The organism is Marinomonas sp. GJ51-14, assembly GCF_055808695.1.
Genome location: NZ_CM147879.1, coordinates 3,462,045 through 3,479,766 on the forward strand (window position 1 = coordinate 3,462,045; position 17,722 = coordinate 3,479,766).

Sequence of the window (17,722 nt, forward strand, 5' to 3'; positions counted from 1 at the left end):
ATAAAATAAAAAAAGGTGGTATGTGAAAACATGCCACCTTTTTTAGCTATTACTTTCTAGTTAGCCAGCTAATAACCTTTTGTCTGAGTTAGTTTGCCAACCCAAGAAACAACTTTATGCTCTAAGGCAGAAAATAAAGATAAACCAAAACGCTCGGCTATCCCTTTCGGCTGTTTATAAACGACCTGTATAACATCAGCATTATCATAATGAGAAACCAAATAAGCATCGCTCGTCATTACGACATCAACCAAGTTATTTTCTAAAGCTTCAGAACCATACCAAGTATCACCTGTCGCAATATTATCAATATCTAACTGTGGACGCTGACCAGACACAAAACGTTTAAATAGACCGTGAGTATCTTCCAAGTCTTGCTTAAATTTTTCACGCCCTTCTTCAGTATTCTTACCTAACATAGTCAAAGTACGCTTATAACGACCCGCTGTATGAAGCTCAACATCAATTAAACTTTTATCAAGCAATCTATGCACATTCGGAACTTGAGCAACCACACCAATAGAGCCCAAAATAGCAAAAGGAGCCGCAATAATTTTATCGGCCACACAGGCCATCATATAACCACCACTAGCTGCCACTTTATCAACACAAATAGTAAGAGGAATATTCGCTTCACGGATACGTTGCAACTGAGATGCCGCCAATCCATAGCCATGCACCACACCACCACCACTTTCCAAACGAACCACAACTTCATCCTGCGGCTTTGCAACACTTAAAATAGCAGTAATTTCTTCACGCATGGTTTCTACAGCGGATGCTTTGATATCACCATCAAAGTCCAAAACATAAAGACGCTTCTTTGCATCTGCTTCTTTCGGGGATTTCTTCTGTGCTTTTTTTCTAATTTTTCTTTTTTCTTTTTCTCTTTTTCTCTGTCCTTAAGTACTTTTTTATCTAATAGCTGGCGATCTAACTCCGCCTTCATATCATCATAGCTTTCATTAAGTTTGGTAACGGATAAACTACCTGGTTGTGACTTACGCTTCCCACTGGCGATAATCCCTAGTACAAACACGATAATCAAAGCCACACTAATGAGCCTTAATAAAAAACCTGCGTAGTCAGTTAAAAATTCCAACGTTTTCTTCCTCTAAATAATTATAAGCTCTTGTGATAGTGGGGATATTTACGCAAATAACAATATCTATTAGCTATTAATCACTATAGATACTGTTTTCCATATCCCTTATCATGCCCTCAATTAAAAACTATAAAAAAACTTTAACCTCTTCTCAGAAGGAGCAATGAATGAAAACCTCTATATCACATGCGCTTGGGAATAACTTTCTAGGGGCTTCCCCCTGTGGTACAAGCAAGCCGTGATTGCATTTTTAATAATTAATCCAATTGCTGTTATTACACTAGGCCCATTCATCACGGGCTGGTTACTTATTATTGAATTTATCTTCACTCTTGGCATGGCATTAAAGTGCTACCCGTTACAACCCGGTGGTTTGATTGCTATTCAGGCAGTTCTTTTAGGGCTCACCACCTCTGACGGTGTTTACCATGAAGTAATTAAAAACTTCGATGTAATCCTACTGCTAATGTTTATGGTCGCTGGCATTTACTTCATGCAAGACATGCTCCTTTTCATATTCAATAAGTTGTTAGTAAAAATTCAATCCAAAGTCATCATCTCATTGGTTTTTAGCTTATCTGCTGCAATATTGTCTGCATTTTTAGATGCATTAACGGTTACGGCTGTCCTTATAAGTGTAAGTGTCGGCTTTTATTCCGTGTACCATAAAGTCGCCTCAGACCAAGACCCTAATAAAAAACACAACCCAAACAGTGACGACAACATACTTCCTGTCAACCAAGAAGATTTGGCAGAATTTCGTTCCTTTCTACGTAGCTTATTAATGCATGGTGCAATAGGTACTGCTCTTGGTGGTGTTTCAACATTAGTAGGTGAACCACAAAACCTTCTTATTGCAAAAGTTGCGGGTTGGGATTTTGTTGAGTTCTTTTTGCGCGTCGCACCTATTTCCATGCCAGTATTGGCCTGCGGATTAATTACTGTTGTTATTTTAGAAAAAACAAAATGGTTTGATTATGGTGCTCGCCTTCCTGAAAACGTTCGCAATATACTGAAAAAATTTGAAGAGGAAGAATCTAAAAAAAGTACAAACAAACACAAAGCTCAACTTATTATTCAAGGCATTGTGTCTATCATACTCATGCTGTCTTTAGCTTTTCATGTGGCTGAAGTTGGTCTTGTTGGCTTAATGGTTATTGTTTTGTTAACTGCTTTTAACGGCATCACAGAGGAACATCAAATCGGTCACGCGTTTGAAGAAGCACTTCCTTTTACGGCGTTACTTGTTGTTTTCTTTACCATTGTTTCTGTTATACACGAACAGCATTTGTTCCAGCCTATTATCGACATCGTATTAAATATGCCGACACATTCACAACCTATCATGTTCTTTATCGCTAACGGTTTGTTGTCAGCAATTAGTGATAATGTATTTGTTGCCACCGTCTACATTGGTGAAGTAAAAGCAGCTCTTGATGCAGGAGCAATTACTAAAGAACATTTTAATACATTGGCGGTTGCGATTAATACGGGAACAAACCTTCCTAGTGTGGCAACGCCAAACGGTCAAGCAGCATTCTTGTTCTTACTTACTTCAGCAATTGCCCCCTTACTAAGACTTTCATACGGTAAGATGGTTTGGATGGCTCTTCCTTATACCATCGTATTAAGCACAGTTGGCGGCCTTTGTGTTGTTTACTTCCTGTAAGTCCTGAGTTAAGAAAATTAATTTTTCGCTTATTTCTAAGTAATAAAAAGCCTTCTTTTGAAGGCTTTTTATTACAATCATTTAAGGTTACGTATAAAAATTATAAACAAATTTTTATACTCCATTAATGCTTAATTCGCCACAAAGATTGACCTGATTTTTTATCAATCAAATCCAAACGCTCTTCATGCACTTTCAATTCGCTTTCATTCGCTCTAATTATTTTTAACGCTGGGCGCCCAGGAGCAAGACGACGAATCTCGCCAACATCACCCTCTTCTTTAGAATTTGAATCAGAACTATTAGCCAACCCCAAACTGGTCTGGCCACCTGTCATCAACAAATACACATCGGCCAGAATTTCAGCGTCTAAAAGTGCGCCGTGTAATTCTCGGTGTGAGTTATCAATACCATAACGTCGACATAGAATGTCTAAGTTGTTTTTTTGTCCTGGATGCTTTTTTCGAGCATAAACCAAGCTATCAAAAACACCACACACCTCTGCAGTTTTAGGGTAGCCGCCGAGTCGAGCAAATTCATGATCCATAAAACCAATATCAAAAGGCGCATTATGGATGATTAATTCAGCCCCTTTTATGAAATCAAAGAAATCTTGAGCGACTTCATGAAAACGAGGCTTATCAGCAAGAAATTCATTACTAATTCCATGGACTCTGAAAGCTTCTTCTTCAACTTCTCTGTCAGGATTGATGTAAACATGGAAGTGTCGTTTCGTTAGCTTACGACCTATCATTTCTACACAACCGATTTCGATAATACGATGACCCTGTTTAGGATCAATACCTGTTGTTTCCGTATCGAGAACAACCTGCCTCATGATCTTGCCCTTAACTCTTCAATACCTTGGTTCGCCAAATCGTCCGCAATCTCATTGCCTTCTATTCCTGCGTGACCTTTCACCCATTTCCAAGTCATTTCATGTCTTTGGCATTGTTCATCTAATGCCTGCCATAAATCTTTATTTTTTACCGGCTGTCTTGAAGCAGTCATCCAACCTTTCCGCTTCCAGCCAGCCATCCATTCCGTGATGCCTTTTTGAACATAAGAGGAGTCTGTGTATAGGGTTACAGAGCACTTTTCTTTTAAAGCCCTTAGCCCCTCTATTGCCCCCATTAATTCCATCCTGTTATTCGTGGTGTCATGTTCACCACCACATAAACGCTTTTCATGCTCACCAAAGGTAAGCCAAGCTCCCCAACCGCCAATCCCTGGATTGCCTTTACAAGCTCCATCAGTGTACATAATTACATCTTTCACTCTTTCATCTCTTTTGCTGTTGGTTTTGTTAATGGTGGCACTCTAACACGAGCCCCTGACCAACGAGGTTTTAACGGAATATAGCGCTTTTCATGCTTTGTTGCTGTCATGACATAAACACCACTAAAAGGTAATTTAAGTGGTTTCAACATTTTTTCAAGCCACTTAAAACGCAATCGCCATTTACTATTTTGCACAGGAGGTTTGTAATAAATAAACCGTTTAGACTCTAAAGTTAGACCCGCTACTTTCAACCAATCTTCCAAACGCTGATGAGAAATAAAGCGACCACACCAAGGTGCTTTCACACGTGGTGAAAAGAGGCGGCAAAACCCCCATAAACCCAACGGATTAAAACCAACAACAATCAGTTTACCACTAGGTAATAAGGTTCTTGCTGCTTCCCGTAAATCATCATGGGGAGTTGCTGAAATATCTAATGAGTGATGAAAAACATGAATATCAACCCCATCACTTTCAAAAGGCAGTTCGCTTGACTTAGCAACTATGGTATTCGAAGGTGCACCAAATTCCAAAACAGGGGCTAATAAAATACTCTCTCTGATTCGATGGTTTTGTAATGATAACGTCATCAACGGTGACTGAGAAACCAAGTAATAACCTACAGAGAGATCGAGTTCAGATTCAATTTCTGCTAACTCTAATTGCAGCAGACTGTCCCCTAAATTAGTTTTGTACCAAGTCTGAAAAAATTGTCTTGATTGATCATCCAACATACAATGAATTCTCTATTTAAAACGGCGTGACGATGTCTTTATTTTTATTATGGCGCGTCATCTGAAATGCAAAACTTCTATTAAAGTAGACAATATATGACCATACTTCCGCTTCCAGCTTTTCAAGACAATTATATCTGGATAATCCAAGATAAAGATAGCTCACAAGTTTGGGCTGTCGATCCGGGTTCTGCGAAAGTAGTGAAACAATACTGCCTCGAAAATCAAAAAACCTTAGTCGGCATTTTAATCACTCATCATCATTATGATCATACAGGCGGTGTAGCGGAACTGAAACAACAAACATGCTGCCAAGTTTATGGTCCTGCACACTTAACTGAACTTGTGACTCATTCCGTATCAGAAGGCGATAGTGTTCAAGTATTTACAAAAAATTTCCGTGTAATTGCAACACCGGGGCACACCCTAGATCACCTTTGCTACTTTTCAGTACAAGAAACACCTATTTTATTCAGTGGTGATACGTTATTTAAAGGTGGTTGCGGTCGAATCATGGAAGGTACCCCAGCACAGATGCTAGAAGCCATGGAAAAAATATCATCACTCCCTGAGAACACTCTAATTTATTGCACCCATGAATACACTCTAGCGAACTATCGCTTTGCGATGTCATTAGACCCTCAAAATAAAACCTTATTAGAAAGCAATACAACTAGCCAAGAAAAACGCTCACACAATGAGCCAACCATTCCGACAGAATTAAGTTTAGAGAAAAAAACTAATCCTTTTTTACGCACTCACAATAAAACAATTAAAATGTATGCGGCACAACAACTTAAAGAAGATCCTACGGAAGATTCGGTCGCTGCATTTAGTCAAGTACGTCGAGCTAAAGATAGTTTTAGTTGACCTCTCCCGCCACACCTTTAAAATGTCTAAACTTTATTCAATTTTGTGGTTTTCATGATATATAAAATTTTATGGATTTGCCTTGCAAGTTTAATCCTCAGTGCTTGCCAAACAGCCTCTAAAGTAGAGCGATCCAATGAGTCTGTCGATCTTTTAGAACCGGCGGAAGAAGCCGATGTCGTGGAAGCAGACACTGAACGCCTAGGCTTTATTGATTCCGTTCCGCCTATTGATTCAACAATAGAAGAAATAGAAACCGCGGTGGAAGACATTGAGCAAGAGCCAATCGAACCGGTTATTGCCATTAGTAAACCACGCGTACCTGATGATATTTGGGACAGAGTTCGTGCTGGCTACCAAATGGACATTGATATAGATCGTCCTCGATTATCTTCGCAACTACGTTGGTTTAGCTCTCATCCTTCCTATCTAGACCGTGTATCAAAGCGTGGTGAACGTTATTTGTATTACATTGTTGAGGAATTAGAAAAAGCCGGACTACCTACTGAAATAGCACTATTACCGATTGTTGAAAGTGGCTTCGACCCTTTTGGTTACAGTCATGGACGTGCATCTGGCCCTTGGCAATTCATTCCATCCACTGGACAAATGTATGGTCTAGATCAAACTTGGTGGTATGACGGCCGTAGAGATATCATCGGCTCGACTCAAGCAGCAATTGCCTACCTTACTCGTCTACATAAAATGTTTGATGGTGACTGGCTACACGCCCTAGCGTCTTATAATTCTGGTGAAGGCACGGTTATGCGCGCCATCAGAAAGAATAAAAAAGCAGGTAAGCCAACCGATTTCTGGTCTTTAGATTTACCAAGAGAAACACGTGCCTACGTTCCAAAACTTATTGCCTTAGCAAAGATAATTAAGAATCCTGAAAAGTATAATTATTCAACTTACTTTATTCCAAATAAACCTTACTTTGATGTGGTCAACATTGGTGGCCAGCTCGATTTAGCACAAGCTGCGGAAATGGCTGGAATAAGTATCGATGAAGTCTATCTTTTAAATCCAGGGTTTAATCAATGGGCAACCTCACCTGACGGCCCTCATAGATTGCTAATGCCAATTACTAAAGCCAAACAATTCCGCACTAAATTAGCAGAAATTCCACCCGAAGAACGTGTCACTTGGGTTCGCTATACAGTAAAAGCGGGAGACAGCTTGCTACTAGTTGCTAAACAACACAACACAACAGTCGGTGTTCTGCAAAACGTGAACAAAATATCGTCTTCATTAATTCGTGTTGGACAAGAACTTATGATTCCAGTAGCTGGTAACGACATTGAAAGCTACACACTAAGTTCCCACCAACGCTTATTAGCTAAACAATCTAATGCGCCGAGCCGTAATAGAATCAAAATCAACTACACTGTTTCACCAGGGGACAGCTTATGGTTGATTGCTAATAAATACGGGACAACCAGTAAAACACTTGCCCGCTGGAACAGTATGGGTCTTGGCGATCCGTTATTCCCAGGAAAAAAACTGGTTGTTTGGCTTGAACCTAAAGAATCAAAAAACAGTACTAAGAATACACGTGGTACACGCAGTGTAATGAAAAAAGTGGTATATACCATTCGCTCCGGAGACTCATTAGCTGTTGTTGCCAATAAGTTCAAAGTTTCTGTGAATGATATTAAAGATTGGAACCCTAAAGTTGGTAGTCAGAAATATGTACAACCAGGAGACAGAGTAACCTTATTGGTTAATGTGGTTGGCGGCTAATCAAAAAATAAAGCTATCTTAAGAACGAAAAAAGGGCTGATTAATTAATCAGCCCTTTTTTTGAAAGCGATGCAGGTTATTCGTAGCGACAAAGATACGCAGTAGTTTCTTCGACTTTTACTTGGAAAGTCTGATTTGCTTCTACAATAAATAACTCACCTTTTGCAAAAATTTTCCAATCATTTTCTGTTGGCAGCTTCACAGTCAAAGCCCCAGACACAACCGTCATATATTCTCTTTGGCTAGTACCAAATTCATATTCGCCAATTGCCATAACACCAACTGTTGAAGTACCTTCGGCATTATCTAGAGCAATAGATTTTACTTTATCATCAAAATAACTGTTTACCGCTAACGCTGTGCTCATATATAAACTCTCATTTACGTTTTTAAAATTTCGACAAATTATGTATTGCTATAATCAAAATAACTTAATTACTTACCATTTCTTCAATAATCCATTCTTTAAATGCCAACATAGCAGATGTAACAGAACGGCGTTTCTCATATACCAAGTAAAAAGATTTGTTAGTAATTAAATGCTGATCAAATAATATTTTTAGTGTCCCCGCCTCGATTTCTGGCATGACAAGCTCAGAGTCAGACAAAGCAATACCTAAACCCTGTGCAGCGGCTCCTGCGGTCAAAGAACCACTGAAAAACATCAAACCTCGGCGAAAACGCGTAGGATCAAGATCATGCTGTTGTAGCCAATCATGCCATTCGTCTTTTCGTTTTGAAACATGCAATAAAGGGTAGAAACGCATGTCTTCAGGTGTATTGATTGGCTGATCTGCTTTTATCAGCTTTGGATTACACACAGGAGCTAAGCGAGCAGGACGTAAATAATAAGCCTCTACCCCCTCCCATTCACCATTACCAAAATACACGGCCATATCAACATCATTAGCAGAAAAATCAATTAACCCCATAGACGAGCTGATTTCAATTTGGATATCAGGATAACGACTTTGAAAACGCTCCATCCGGGGCATTAACCAACGAGTTAAAAACGCAGGGGCAACAGCTAAACGTAATGAACCTGATTTTTGCTGGCTTTTTAGTTCAGATGTCGCATTTTCCAGTTGTTCAAAGATAGCTTTTATCGGCTTTAGGTAAGACTCCCCAGCTTCCGTTAAAATTACCTTACGCTTGGTCCGTCGAAATAATTCAAGGCCTAGAAAGCTCTCTAAACCTTTAATCTGATGGCTAATTGCCGAAGGCGTCACAGAAAGCTCTTTGGCTGCTTTATTGAAACTTCCATGACGAGCAGCAGATTCAAAACATCTTAATGAATTTAGTGGGGGTAAACGGTTAATAACCTTCTCTCCAATGAATTAGCAAAATTAACCAGTACCGTGAATATATCTCACCTTTAATCTAATAACATCAAAATATAGTACTTGTTTAGCAATTTAAGCAAACCACCAATACCCAACAAGGCCAAATATTCTAATCTTCACCATCATCGCTATTAGCTTGTTTTTCGAAACGCTTAGTTGGTAATTTGAAAGCATCAAAACCATCTTGTTGATTATCATGAAAACGAGCTTTACCAGTGGCTTTCTTGGTCGACCTCTTAGGCGTTTTACTTTGTACCTTTGTTGTTGGCTTTTTACCCACTTTACGAGTTGGTTTTGGTGGTGTTAATCCTTTAAATTTAGGCTCTAAGCCCTCAATCACTTCGGTTGAAAACTCTTTTTGTAAGAATGCTTCGATAGCCTTAAAGTTAACCCAATCTTTCGGACCAACTAAGGAATAAGCTTCCCCTTTAAAGCCTGCGCGACCGGTTCGTCCAGTACGATGGACAAATTCTTCTGCTTGTTTTGGCAAATCAAAATTAAATACATGAGAAACACTAGCTATATCTAAACCACGAGATGCCACATCAGTACTCACCAAAACGTCAAATTGTCCTTTGGCAAAACTTTCCATCGTTTTATTTCGAGCACTTTGCGATAAATTACCATTAAGTGCTTGAGTACTTAACCCCCAACCTTCAATGATTTCAGATAAGCGCACGGTATCACTTTTAGTCGCAGTAAAAACAATGGCTTGCTTAATCGTTTCGCCAACCAACAAATGTTTCAATAATGCTTCTTTATGATCTAAGTGATCACATAGCAAAATATGTTGTCCAATATCTGAGTGCTCATCAAAACCTTGACCAATCGCTATACGAGAAGGTTCCCGCAATAATTCTCCTGCAATATCACTGACATCGGTATTATCTAGTGTGGCAGAAAAGAATAAAGTTTGACGCTGACGATGACTTGCCGCAGCGTTTATAGCACGCATGGCATCAGCAAACCCCAAATCCAACATACGGTCAGCTTCATCCAAAATAAGTAACTCTAACCCTTCAAGAAAAACATGACGTTGTTTCAAGTGATCCACTAAACGCCCTGGTGTTGCGACGATAAAATGGGGATCTTTTTGTAAAAGTTTATGCTGATCATTGAAGTTTTCGCCACCTTGAATAAGAATGGATGTAAAACGACTTGCCGCTAATAAAAGACGAAGTTGACCATAAACCTGTTTCGCTAATTCACGAGTTGGTACTAAAATCACAACCCGTGGATCACGTTTTGACAAGGCTTTTTTCTTATAAACTCGATGTAACGCTGGCAAAAGATAAGCGAGTGTTTTTCCTGATCCAGTTTTTGACGACGCTAATAAATCACGACCAACCATAGCTTCTGGTATCGCACGGGATTGAATTTCTGTCGCCTCATTAAACCCTAAGTGATCAATGGACTTCAAAATGCGATTATCAAAACCAAATTCTTCGAATAACAAACAAACACCCCTTCAAACAAAAATAATGCGCAAAGCAAAACATCACGCTCAATGCATCACATTATATACCTAGACGGGTAAGAATTCGTCATTCATCTTCCATTAAAAGATAAGATTTACCCGCGCTTATCAGCCCCATACCGGTTCCCTTTGATGTCTCAACCCTTTCTAAGCTTTCAACTAGACTGTAAAACACATTGCGGCCAACCAATGCCTTCATTCCGTAGCGCATCGAAATATAAGGGCGCTCTTCGTCTTTAAAAAAATCCATCCATAAATTACAGTCTACACCCAACACTAAAACATCATCTGTATGTGTCTTAAACTCAATAGCTTGCCCTTGCACGGTTTCTATCCAACGCCATTCAGTAACTAAAAAAGGGGCATCTTCCACCTGGATCCGAACTTTCTCAACGGGAGTTACTAAAAAGTATTCACCAGCTTCGAACCATAAAATTCGACTAAACATGGTAACCATGGCAGAACGCCTTATTTTTCCACCCTCATGAAACCATTCCCCATTTGCTTTAATAATAAGATTCATATCACCACAAAAAGGAGGAGACCAAGTATGCACTGGGGGCAAGCCCGATGAACTGGTTTTAAATGACGTTATTTCATGCAGCCCCTTTAACTCAATATTTGGCATCTTTACCTCTTTATTTTATTGAACGAATTAGCGAGCCTCATTTCATCTACAATATTATTCAACTTGTAAGCAAAGCCTTGAATACATTTCACTGTTAGAATAGCCACATCAAGCAAATTTACCGAGGTACAGAACAACATTATCTGCCTCGCCTACTTAGAGTGTGACATTATGAAATCCGAATTGGCAACAAAGTTTCAAGATCCCAGCAGAGGCGTGTACTTCATTGGCACAACACCGCCACGGTCATCTGTTGGAGAAGAACAGCTAGAGCAAATTAGTGACAAGCTCTTAGAACGCTTAACAAATGTTGAGGCTGATGGCTTGATCGTCTATGACATTCAAGACGAAACGAGTCGCATCGACAAACCTCGCCCTTTCCCTTTTATGGAAACCCATGATCCCAGAGCTTGGTCAAAGCGCCTTCATACTCAATCAGGCAAACCTGTTATTACCTATAAATCTGTTTCTTCTCGCAGTTCAGAAGAGTTTTCTGGCTGGTTAACAGAAGCATGGGAAGATTTTGGTATTCGCGATTTAGTGCTAGTTGGCTCACCTTCTTCTGATGGCAATATCAAACTACCTTTACCAAAAGCGTACGATACATTAAAAGCATCGTCTCATGATTTCAATTTGGGTGGTGTCACCATTGCTGAGCGCCATGCAAAAAAAGGAGACGAGCATTTACGCTTGATGAAAAAATCGGACGCAGGTTGTGAATTTTTTATCTCACAAGCGGTTTACAATCATCAAGCAACAGCTGATTTAATCAGTCGCTATGCAAGAGAATGTAAACAACAAGGTGAGACGCCAAAGCGTATCATTTTAACCTTCACACCTTGTGGTAGCGCCAAAACACTCGAATTCATGGAATGGCTAGGCATCTCGGTGCCAGATGCAACCAAACACCGCATTCTAGATTCAGCAACACCATTGGATGAGTCCATAAAAATTTGTCGTAACGCTTTAGAGCAAATTATCGAAACAGCTTTACCACTAGATGTTCCACTTGGTTTGAATATAGAAAGCTTAACCAATAGAAAAGAAGAAATTGATGCCTCTATCCAATTATATAAGCTCTTAAAGGCAACATTAGATCTTAAGTTGGCAGAGAAAGGCCTTAGATAAGCCTTTTTAATAACGCTAGGACCTGGTCAATACGAATATGCTGCATGGCTTCTTGATCGTGCACACGTGTTGACCAAGGTAATTCAGCAACTGGCTTTTGATATTCCTTCTCAACCAACTTCTCGTATACACTGATGACCTTATCTAAATCCTGATATGGCCCTGTTCGTTTAGGGTTTGAATGTGCATACAAACCTAACACAGGAGTTCCAACCAAAGTTGCCATGTGGGCTGGCCCTGTATCGGGGCTGATCACCAAATCCGCGCCTTTTAGAACAGACAACATCATATTCAGCGGTGTTTTTCCCACTAAATTAATCACGTCTTTTTTCCGATTTTCAATGATACGTTGCGCAAACTCCGCTTCGTTTTCTGACGGTCCACCGGTAATAACGGGGCAAATACCTTTATCAATAAGGTAATCTAACACCGCTTGATAGCCTTCTATTGTCCAATTCCGGTCTGCTTTAGAGGCTGACGGATTCAATACCACATAACGATTTGGCAGATCAAAGCTCACTTCTGGCAAAACAAGATCACAAGGCAAACTCGGTTTTGTGACCCCAAGTACACTGGCAATCGATAGAAAAGAATCTAAAACATGCTCCCCTTTCGGTTCAGGTGCCAACTCATTAACAAACCAAGATTGTTTTTCACGAGAATGAGACAAAGCAAAACCAACTCGTCTTTTGGCCTTAATCATTAGGGATACTAAGCTTGCACGTAAGGACCACTGCAAATGCAAAAGCATATCAAATCGCTGCCCTTTTAATTGCTTCCGCAATGAGAATAATCCAGGAATCCCCGTCTTTTTATTGTATTCAACAACCTCCACACCTTTTAGCAATCGTACAAGGTTCGCCTCTAGTGGAGATGTAACCCAAGTTACTTTCATCCCAGGGTTCTGTTTCAGAATAGATTGAACCACAGCCATAGCGTGACACACATCACCTAACGCAGATAACCGAACAACGGCTAAATGTTGAATATTCTCTTGTTGCATGTCTTCCTCTAGGGCTGATTAAAGTCGGTAAGTATTATAGAATAGTCGTCCTTGAATGTGTCCAAAATTATAAGCATTACCTATACATCACAATAAAGCGAGTAACATGCCACAGACCATTAAAGTATCGCCTAATATGACGTTATTACAAAGCGATCAAGAACTACCAGTAACAGCGTCATGGTTTGACCCTGAATTTTGGAAATCACAAAATGCTCAGTCTGGAACCGGGCTTGGTCGGGGCGCGGTTTGGTTTATAAACAGCTCTTTCGGCCATTTTGTGATTCGTCGTTATCGACGTGGGGGCTTAATTGCTAAAGTAAATAAACAATATTTCTTATTTAACGGCATCGAAAAAACGCGCCCCTGGCTAGAACTAAAGCTGTTAGAAAAAATGTGTACTTTGGGGCTTCCTGTACCACGTCCAATTGGTGGCCTCTTTACACTTAACAAAGGTTTCTATCACGCAGAACTACTTACAGAAACCATACCCAATGCCAGTGATTTGTTCGATATCATAAAAGGTGATCACAGTAGCAAAATCAACTGGACAGAAATAGGACGAGTCATTAGAGACTTCCATAACCATGGCGTTTATCATTCAGACTTAAATTGCCATAACATCATGATAGATAATCATAATAAAGTGTGGGTTATCGACTTCGATAAATGCGAACTTAAAACCGCAAATCCAGCCTGGCAGCAATCAAACATTGACCGTTTAAAACGATCACTAGACAAAGAAACCAGCAAACACTCAACTTTTCACGTATCAGATAAGCAGTGGCAGGCTTTTTTGGAGGGATACAATGGCTAAAAAAAGCACTCTAGACAAAAGTTTTACTAAATTCATAAAACCAAAACATTGGTTAACATGGTTAGGTATGGGAGTTGCTTATCTGCTCAGTTTTTTACCTTGGAGCGTACAAAAAAACCTAGGTAAATACTTTGGTAAGTTACACTATTATTTAGACTCGAATAGAAGACATATATGCTATGTGAACCTGAAAATTTGTTTTCCTGAAATGACTCATGAAGAAAGAATAGCGTTAGCAAAAGCACATTCAGAAAGTATGGGAATAGGCATTTTTGAAATGTTTAACACCTGGTTTCAAGACAGAAGCAAGACTATCTCAAAAGTGACATTTAACGACCAAGATGTAATTGAAAAGGCCCTAGCAAAAGGTAAAGGCTGCATTATTATTGGCGCTCATTTTTCCTCTATCGATTTATGTGGAACCCATATGGCTCGATACATAGACGTTCACCCAATCTATAAATTACAGAGAAACCCTGTCGTGAATTGGGTTATGGAACGCCAACGCCAAGCAATTTTCTCAAAAACCATCGAACGCAGAAACGTACGGGAAGTATTTAAATCTTTGAAGCAAAATAAAGCCGTATGGTATGCAGTAGATCAAGATTATGGTCGAAAAAATTCCGTATTCGCTCCTTTCTATGGAAAAGAGTGTGCGACTATTTCCCATATCAGCAAACTGGCCAAAACCACTCAAGCAGCCATTTTACTCTATGATTATGGTCGCACTGAAAAAGGCTATTATTTATCCCTCACTGAACTTGAAGATTACCCGACAGGGGATGAGGTGGAAGACGCTACCAAAATAAATAAGCTAATCGAAGCACAAATAGAATCGAAAAAAGAACAGTATTTTTGGGGTCACCGTCGATTCAAGACACAAAGAGTAACAGGTACCCCATCGCCTTATTAAAATAGTCATCCTTACTTAAATAAAAACCACTAAAGCAAGATAATCTCTTTAGTGGTTTTTTGCTTCCAATGACTTCTATTAAAATACACCATTTAGAACAACCATTGATAAACTCACAACATCAATGTATCTAGATATTAACCAATCACCAACTCTTCTCGAACTTCTGCCATTAAACCTAGTGACTTCAATCGTGCTTCGGGATCATGAATAGGCATAGAAACAATAAGTTCATCCACTTCAGTTGCGTTTAAAAAACTTGAAAGTTTAAAGGCAACAGACGCCTTCGAGCCAACAACCGCATATTGCAACATATGCTCAACCATGTGCTTTTCACTAGGTGACCAAATGCCATCCATAGAATCAACAGGTTTCGCAAATGGAACATTTCGATTACGGCGTAAATTGATAAACTGCTGCTGAGCAGAGGTAAATAAATACTGTGCCTCTTCATCTGTATCGGCTACAACAGCCATAACACCAGCCATGGTATGAGGTTTCGCAAGCTGCTCCGACGGTTTAAAGTTACGACGGTAAACAGTAAGCGCCTGAATCAATTGATCAGGCGCAAAATGGGATGCAAAAGAATAAGGTAAACCAAATTCTGCCGCAACTTGAGCGCTGTACAAACTCGAACCTAGCATCCACAAAGGGACATGAGTATCAAAACCAGGCACAGCTTTAATTCCTTGACTACCACTTCCAAGCAACCTCTGTAACTCCAAGACATCATCAGGATAACTATCAACGGAAGCATCCATATTACGCCTTAACGCTCTAGCCGTTTGCATATCCGTACCCGGCGCGCGCCCCAATCCTAAATCAATTCGATCAGGATAAAGTTCTGCCAAGGTACCAAACTGCTCAGCGATTACCAGAGGAGAATGATTTGGCAACATAACACCACCAGAACCTAGGCGAATTTTTGATGTCGCTGCACCAAGATGAGACAACACCACAGAGGTCGCAGAACTTGCTACACCTGCCATACCATGATGCTCAGCTAACCAAAAACGCAGATAATTTTTTTCTTCAGCCGCCATTGCCATTTTACGACTCATAGCAAGTGAATCCGCCACAGAGTAGCCATCAGCAACCGGTGCTAAATCAAGAATAGAGAAAGGAATCATAAGATTTTCCAACAAATAGAGAATATATATTGTTAGTTGGGTTTAATCACTCAAGATACAAGTAGCAAATATTGCAGGGAATGCAGAAGTGTGTATTTATGCTTATCTATAACACAAATAACAGAACTGGGCTTTCTAGTATCACTTGAGGAGATAAAGCTGAGAAACACCACCATCATGAATGAGGTTGCCCCTTGTAGGACTTACGATACCGATGAACGGGTACAATATTATTGCATTCCAGTTATTCACTAAGGAAGACGCGAACACAGACGCGTTATTCCACTACTAAAATACTTCGCAAATTCAGATAATAAGTGCACCACTCATGGTTGAGTAGGTGACGAGAGATCAACTGCCCATAGGTGGTATTCTAACGTCGCCAAACAATTAGAGTATTACCATGAGCTATAAGCAGTTGATCGAAGGACAACGATATCAGATTCAAGCCTATCTGAGCCAACATTTAAGTTACAGAGAGATTGGCAGGCGACTTAACATCAGTCATTCCAGTATCAGTCGAGAGTTAAAGCGGCATACTATCAATGGCACTTATGAGCCTAATGTCGCACAGCGCCGTGCTCAACATCGACGACACTGTGCTGCGAAAAGCCAGATATCACAGAAAACCATCGATTATGTTGAGTTTGGTCTAGCGCTAAAATGGAGCCCTGAACAGATATCAGGTGTAAGCCATTTAATAGGCTTACCTGTCAGTCATGAATGGATTTATGGCTATGTGCAAAGAGACAAGCGTCAAGGTGGAAAACTGTACAAGCATTTACGACACAACGGTAGGCGATATCGAAAAGGAAAGCATACCAAACGGGTCATTATTCCTAATAGAGTTGGTATCGAAGAACGCCCTGATATAGTGGATAGCAAGCAGCGTTTTGGTGACTGGGAAGTCGATACCGTTTTAGGCAAGCAAGGTACTGGAGCGATTGTTAGCTTGGTTGAGCGGAAGAGTAAGATGTACTTAATCCGTAAAGTGCCCAAGAAAAGTACTGAAGATGTGTGTCGAGCGGTTGGTGCTATGCTGTGGCGCTATCGTCGTCACGTGCATACGATTACCGCAGATAACGGAACAGAGTTTTGTGCCCATGAAAGCATTGCTCAAAAACTGAAGGCCGATGTGTATTTTGCTAACCCTTACGCTTCCTGGGAGCGCGGCTTAAATGAAAATTTTAACGGTCTGCTGAGGCAATATATCCCTAAGGGAACCGATCTTAGGACAGTGACAGATGAAGAAGTTGCGAAGGTACAAAGGTCACTAAATCTGAGGCCAAGGAAGTGCCTTGGCTATAGACAACCTGCGGTCGTGTTCGATGAACTACGAAGTGCAGCGTAATTTAGGGAGTGGTGCACTTCGGAGTTGAATTCGCGCTTTCTTTTTAAAATAGATCTACATAAGCTTGAAGTTATTATTTAAGTTGCTATATTGGAAGCATGAAAGACATTATATTAATACTTTTTTATATTTTATTTTCAGGGAGTTTTACCCTGATCTTCCCCTCTTAATCGGGCGTAACCTTACGCTCGCCTGAATTTATTATTTTAAATTACCTTAGAATTTCTTAAAGTTTTTTATTTTTTATATGAAAATATTTTTTTAGCATGCATCTATAAATGCCAATAAAATAAAAAAACAGACTATTTAAATATATTTTTCTTCAAAAATAAACTTTCAGAAAAAAGGTTGTTTTAAAAAGCTTTCTATTTTAAAAATCAATCAAAGAGGTGAGATGGCCCAATTTATTCATGTAATTTTTATTTTTTAAAAACATTAATTAATCTGTTATTAAATTAGAGGGATGATATGTCTAAAAATGAAAAGAAAAAACCAGTATTATCAATAAAAGAAAAACGGAAATTAAAAAA

17 protein-coding genes and 1 pseudogene are annotated in these 17,722 nt (G+C 39.7%); 7 read left to right on the forward strand and 11 right to left on the reverse strand.

Features of this window, described 5'->3' with window-relative positions:
* Window positions 1-68: 68 nt before the first annotated feature.
* Window positions 69-869: a protease SohB gene (sohB, locus tag AC0L3Y_RS16765; RefSeq protein WP_473470643.1), complete on the reverse strand. Its 801-nt coding sequence runs from the start codon at window positions 867-869 to the stop codon at window positions 69-71.
* Window positions 770-1,102 (reverse strand): hypothetical protein, encoded by a 333-nt coding sequence (locus AC0L3Y_RS16770; protein ID WP_473466683.1) that lies wholly within the window; start codon window positions 1,100-1,102, stop codon window positions 770-772. The genes sohB and AC0L3Y_RS16770 overlap by 100 nt, the downstream gene beginning before the upstream one ends.
* A 170-nt stretch (window positions 1,103-1,272) precedes the next feature.
* On the opposite strand from AC0L3Y_RS16770, the pseudogene nhaB reads away from it, so the two are divergent.
* A pseudogene (nhaB, locus tag AC0L3Y_RS16775) lies at window positions 1,273-2,774 on the forward strand (sodium/proton antiporter NhaB).
* 124 nt (window positions 2,775-2,898) lie between these two features.
* Here nhaB and dnaQ read toward each other — a convergent pair.
* Genes dnaQ through AC0L3Y_RS16790 form a run of 3 tightly spaced genes read right to left on the reverse strand, consistent with a single transcriptional unit; the run spans window position 2,899 to window position 4,789 of the window.
* A complete protein-coding gene (dnaQ, locus tag AC0L3Y_RS16780; protein WP_473466684.1) occupies window positions 2,899-3,612 on the reverse strand; it encodes a DNA polymerase III subunit epsilon in 714 nt (237 codons plus the stop codon).
* Window positions 3,609-4,052 carry a ribonuclease HI gene (rnhA, locus tag AC0L3Y_RS16785; protein WP_473466687.1) on the reverse strand — a complete coding sequence of 148 codons (444 nt, stop codon included), beginning with the start codon at window positions 4,050-4,052 and terminating at the stop codon, window positions 3,609-3,611. The genes dnaQ and rnhA overlap by 4 nt, the downstream gene beginning before the upstream one ends.
* Window positions 4,049-4,789 (reverse strand): class I SAM-dependent methyltransferase, encoded by a 741-nt coding sequence (locus tag AC0L3Y_RS16790; RefSeq protein ID WP_473466688.1) that lies wholly within the window; start codon window positions 4,787-4,789, stop codon window positions 4,049-4,051. Before AC0L3Y_RS16790 ends, rnhA begins: the two co-directional genes overlap by 4 nt.
* 96 nt (window positions 4,790-4,885) lie before the next feature.
* Between AC0L3Y_RS16790 and gloB the strand changes: the two genes are divergently transcribed.
* A complete protein-coding gene (gene gloB / locus AC0L3Y_RS16795; RefSeq protein WP_473466691.1) occupies window positions 4,886-5,659 on the forward strand; it encodes a hydroxyacylglutathione hydrolase in 774 nt (257 codons plus the stop codon).
* Between the two features lie 54 nt (window positions 5,660-5,713).
* A complete protein-coding gene (locus AC0L3Y_RS16800) occupies window positions 5,714-7,402 on the forward strand; it encodes a lytic transglycosylase (RefSeq protein WP_473466693.1) in 1,689 nt (562 codons plus the stop codon).
* Between the two features lie 76 nt (window positions 7,403-7,478).
* Here AC0L3Y_RS16800 and ppnP read toward each other — a convergent pair whose 3' ends face one another.
* The 4 genes from ppnP to AC0L3Y_RS16820 form a co-directional block, all read right to left on the reverse strand.
* Entirely contained in the window at window positions 7,479-7,769 is a 291-nt protein-coding gene (gene ppnP / locus AC0L3Y_RS16805; protein WP_473466694.1) for a pyrimidine/purine nucleoside phosphorylase, read from the reverse strand.
* 64 nt (window positions 7,770-7,833) lie between these two features.
* Complete coding sequence (gcvA, locus tag AC0L3Y_RS16810; protein WP_473470644.1) at window positions 7,834-8,736, reverse strand: transcriptional regulator GcvA; 903 nt, start codon at window positions 8,734-8,736, stop codon at window positions 7,834-7,836.
* 118 nt (window positions 8,737-8,854) lie between these two features.
* Complete coding sequence (locus tag AC0L3Y_RS16815; protein WP_473466695.1) at window positions 8,855-10,201, reverse strand: DEAD/DEAH box helicase; 1,347 nt, start codon at window positions 10,199-10,201, stop codon at window positions 8,855-8,857.
* A gap of 88 nt (window positions 10,202-10,289) precedes the next feature.
* On the reverse strand, window positions 10,290-10,850 hold the full coding sequence (locus tag AC0L3Y_RS16820) for a DUF1285 domain-containing protein (RefSeq protein ID WP_473466696.1): 561 nt from the start codon (window positions 10,848-10,850) through the stop codon (window positions 10,290-10,292).
* A gap of 171 nt (window positions 10,851-11,021) precedes the next feature.
* Between AC0L3Y_RS16820 and AC0L3Y_RS16825 the strand changes: the two genes are divergently transcribed.
* Entirely contained in the window at window positions 11,022-11,978 is a 957-nt protein-coding gene (locus AC0L3Y_RS16825) for a methylenetetrahydrofolate reductase (protein WP_473466698.1), read from the forward strand.
* On the opposite strand, the gene AC0L3Y_RS16830 is transcribed toward AC0L3Y_RS16825, so the two are convergent.
* Window positions 11,971-12,981 (reverse strand): glycosyltransferase family 9 protein, encoded by a 1,011-nt coding sequence (locus AC0L3Y_RS16830; RefSeq protein WP_473466699.1) that lies wholly within the window; start codon window positions 12,979-12,981, stop codon window positions 11,971-11,973. The genes AC0L3Y_RS16825 and AC0L3Y_RS16830 overlap by 8 nt on opposite strands.
* A 106-nt stretch (window positions 12,982-13,087) precedes the next feature.
* Between AC0L3Y_RS16830 and AC0L3Y_RS16835 the strand changes: the two genes are divergently transcribed.
* Window positions 13,088-13,798 (forward strand): 3-deoxy-D-manno-octulosonic acid kinase, encoded by a 711-nt coding sequence (locus AC0L3Y_RS16835; RefSeq protein ID WP_473466701.1) that lies wholly within the window; start codon window positions 13,088-13,090, stop codon window positions 13,796-13,798.
* Window positions 13,791-14,711 carry a lysophospholipid acyltransferase family protein gene (locus AC0L3Y_RS16840; protein ID WP_473466703.1) on the forward strand — a complete coding sequence of 307 codons (921 nt, stop codon included), beginning with the start codon at window positions 13,791-13,793 and terminating at the stop codon, window positions 14,709-14,711. The genes AC0L3Y_RS16835 and AC0L3Y_RS16840 overlap by 8 nt, the downstream gene beginning before the upstream one ends.
* Before the next feature lie 137 nt (window positions 14,712-14,848).
* On the opposite strand, the gene AC0L3Y_RS16845 is transcribed toward AC0L3Y_RS16840, so the two are convergent.
* Window positions 14,849-15,841, reverse strand: a complete 993-nt coding sequence (locus AC0L3Y_RS16845; RefSeq protein WP_473466704.1) for an LLM class flavin-dependent oxidoreductase — start codon at window positions 15,839-15,841, stop codon at window positions 14,849-14,851.
* Window positions 15,842-16,244: 403 nt separating this feature from the next.
* Here AC0L3Y_RS16845 and AC0L3Y_RS16850 point away from each other — a divergent pair, with 403 nt between their 5' ends.
* Window positions 16,245-17,192, forward strand: coding sequence for an IS30 family transposase (locus AC0L3Y_RS16850; protein ID WP_473462002.1), 948 nt, complete (start codon window positions 16,245-16,247; stop codon window positions 17,190-17,192).
* Window positions 17,193-17,722 lie beyond the last annotated feature (530 nt).

What these genes read in the sequence shown, in the direction of transcription:
- AC0L3Y_RS16820 (WP_473466696.1), bottom strand. Translation starts at nt 10,850, where the DNA reads ATGCCAAATATTGAGTTAAAGGGGCTGCATGAAATAACGTCATTTAAA.
- AC0L3Y_RS16825 (WP_473466698.1), top strand. Translation starts at nt 11,022, where the DNA reads ATGAAATCCGAATTGGCAACAAAGTTTCAAGATCCCAGCAGAGGCGTG.
- AC0L3Y_RS16840 (WP_473466703.1), top strand. Translation starts at nt 13,791, where the DNA reads ATGGCTAAAAAAAGCACTCTAGACAAAAGTTTTACTAAATTCATAAAA.
- gloB (WP_473466691.1), top strand. Translation starts at nt 4,886, where the DNA reads ATGACCATACTTCCGCTTCCAGCTTTTCAAGACAATTATATCTGGATA.
- AC0L3Y_RS16830 (WP_473466699.1), bottom strand. Translation starts at nt 12,981, where the DNA reads ATGCAACAAGAGAATATTCAACATTTAGCCGTTGTTCGGTTATCTGCG.
- AC0L3Y_RS16790 (WP_473466688.1), bottom strand. Translation starts at nt 4,789, where the DNA reads ATGTTGGATGATCAATCAAGACAATTTTTTCAGACTTGGTACAAAACT.
- AC0L3Y_RS16845 (WP_473466704.1), bottom strand. Translation starts at nt 15,841, where the DNA reads ATGATTCCTTTCTCTATTCTTGATTTAGCACCGGTTGCTGATGGCTAC.
- AC0L3Y_RS16850 (WP_473462002.1), top strand. Translation starts at nt 16,245, where the DNA reads ATGAGCTATAAGCAGTTGATCGAAGGACAACGATATCAGATTCAAGCC.
- AC0L3Y_RS16800 (WP_473466693.1), top strand. Translation starts at nt 5,714, where the DNA reads ATGATATATAAAATTTTATGGATTTGCCTTGCAAGTTTAATCCTCAGT.
- ppnP (WP_473466694.1), bottom strand. Translation starts at nt 7,769, where the DNA reads ATGAGCACAGCGTTAGCGGTAAACAGTTATTTTGATGATAAAGTAAAA.
- AC0L3Y_RS16835 (WP_473466701.1), top strand. Translation starts at nt 13,088, where the DNA reads ATGCCACAGACCATTAAAGTATCGCCTAATATGACGTTATTACAAAGC.
- dnaQ (WP_473466684.1), bottom strand. Translation starts at nt 3,612, where the DNA reads ATGAGGCAGGTTGTTCTCGATACGGAAACAACAGGTATTGATCCTAAA.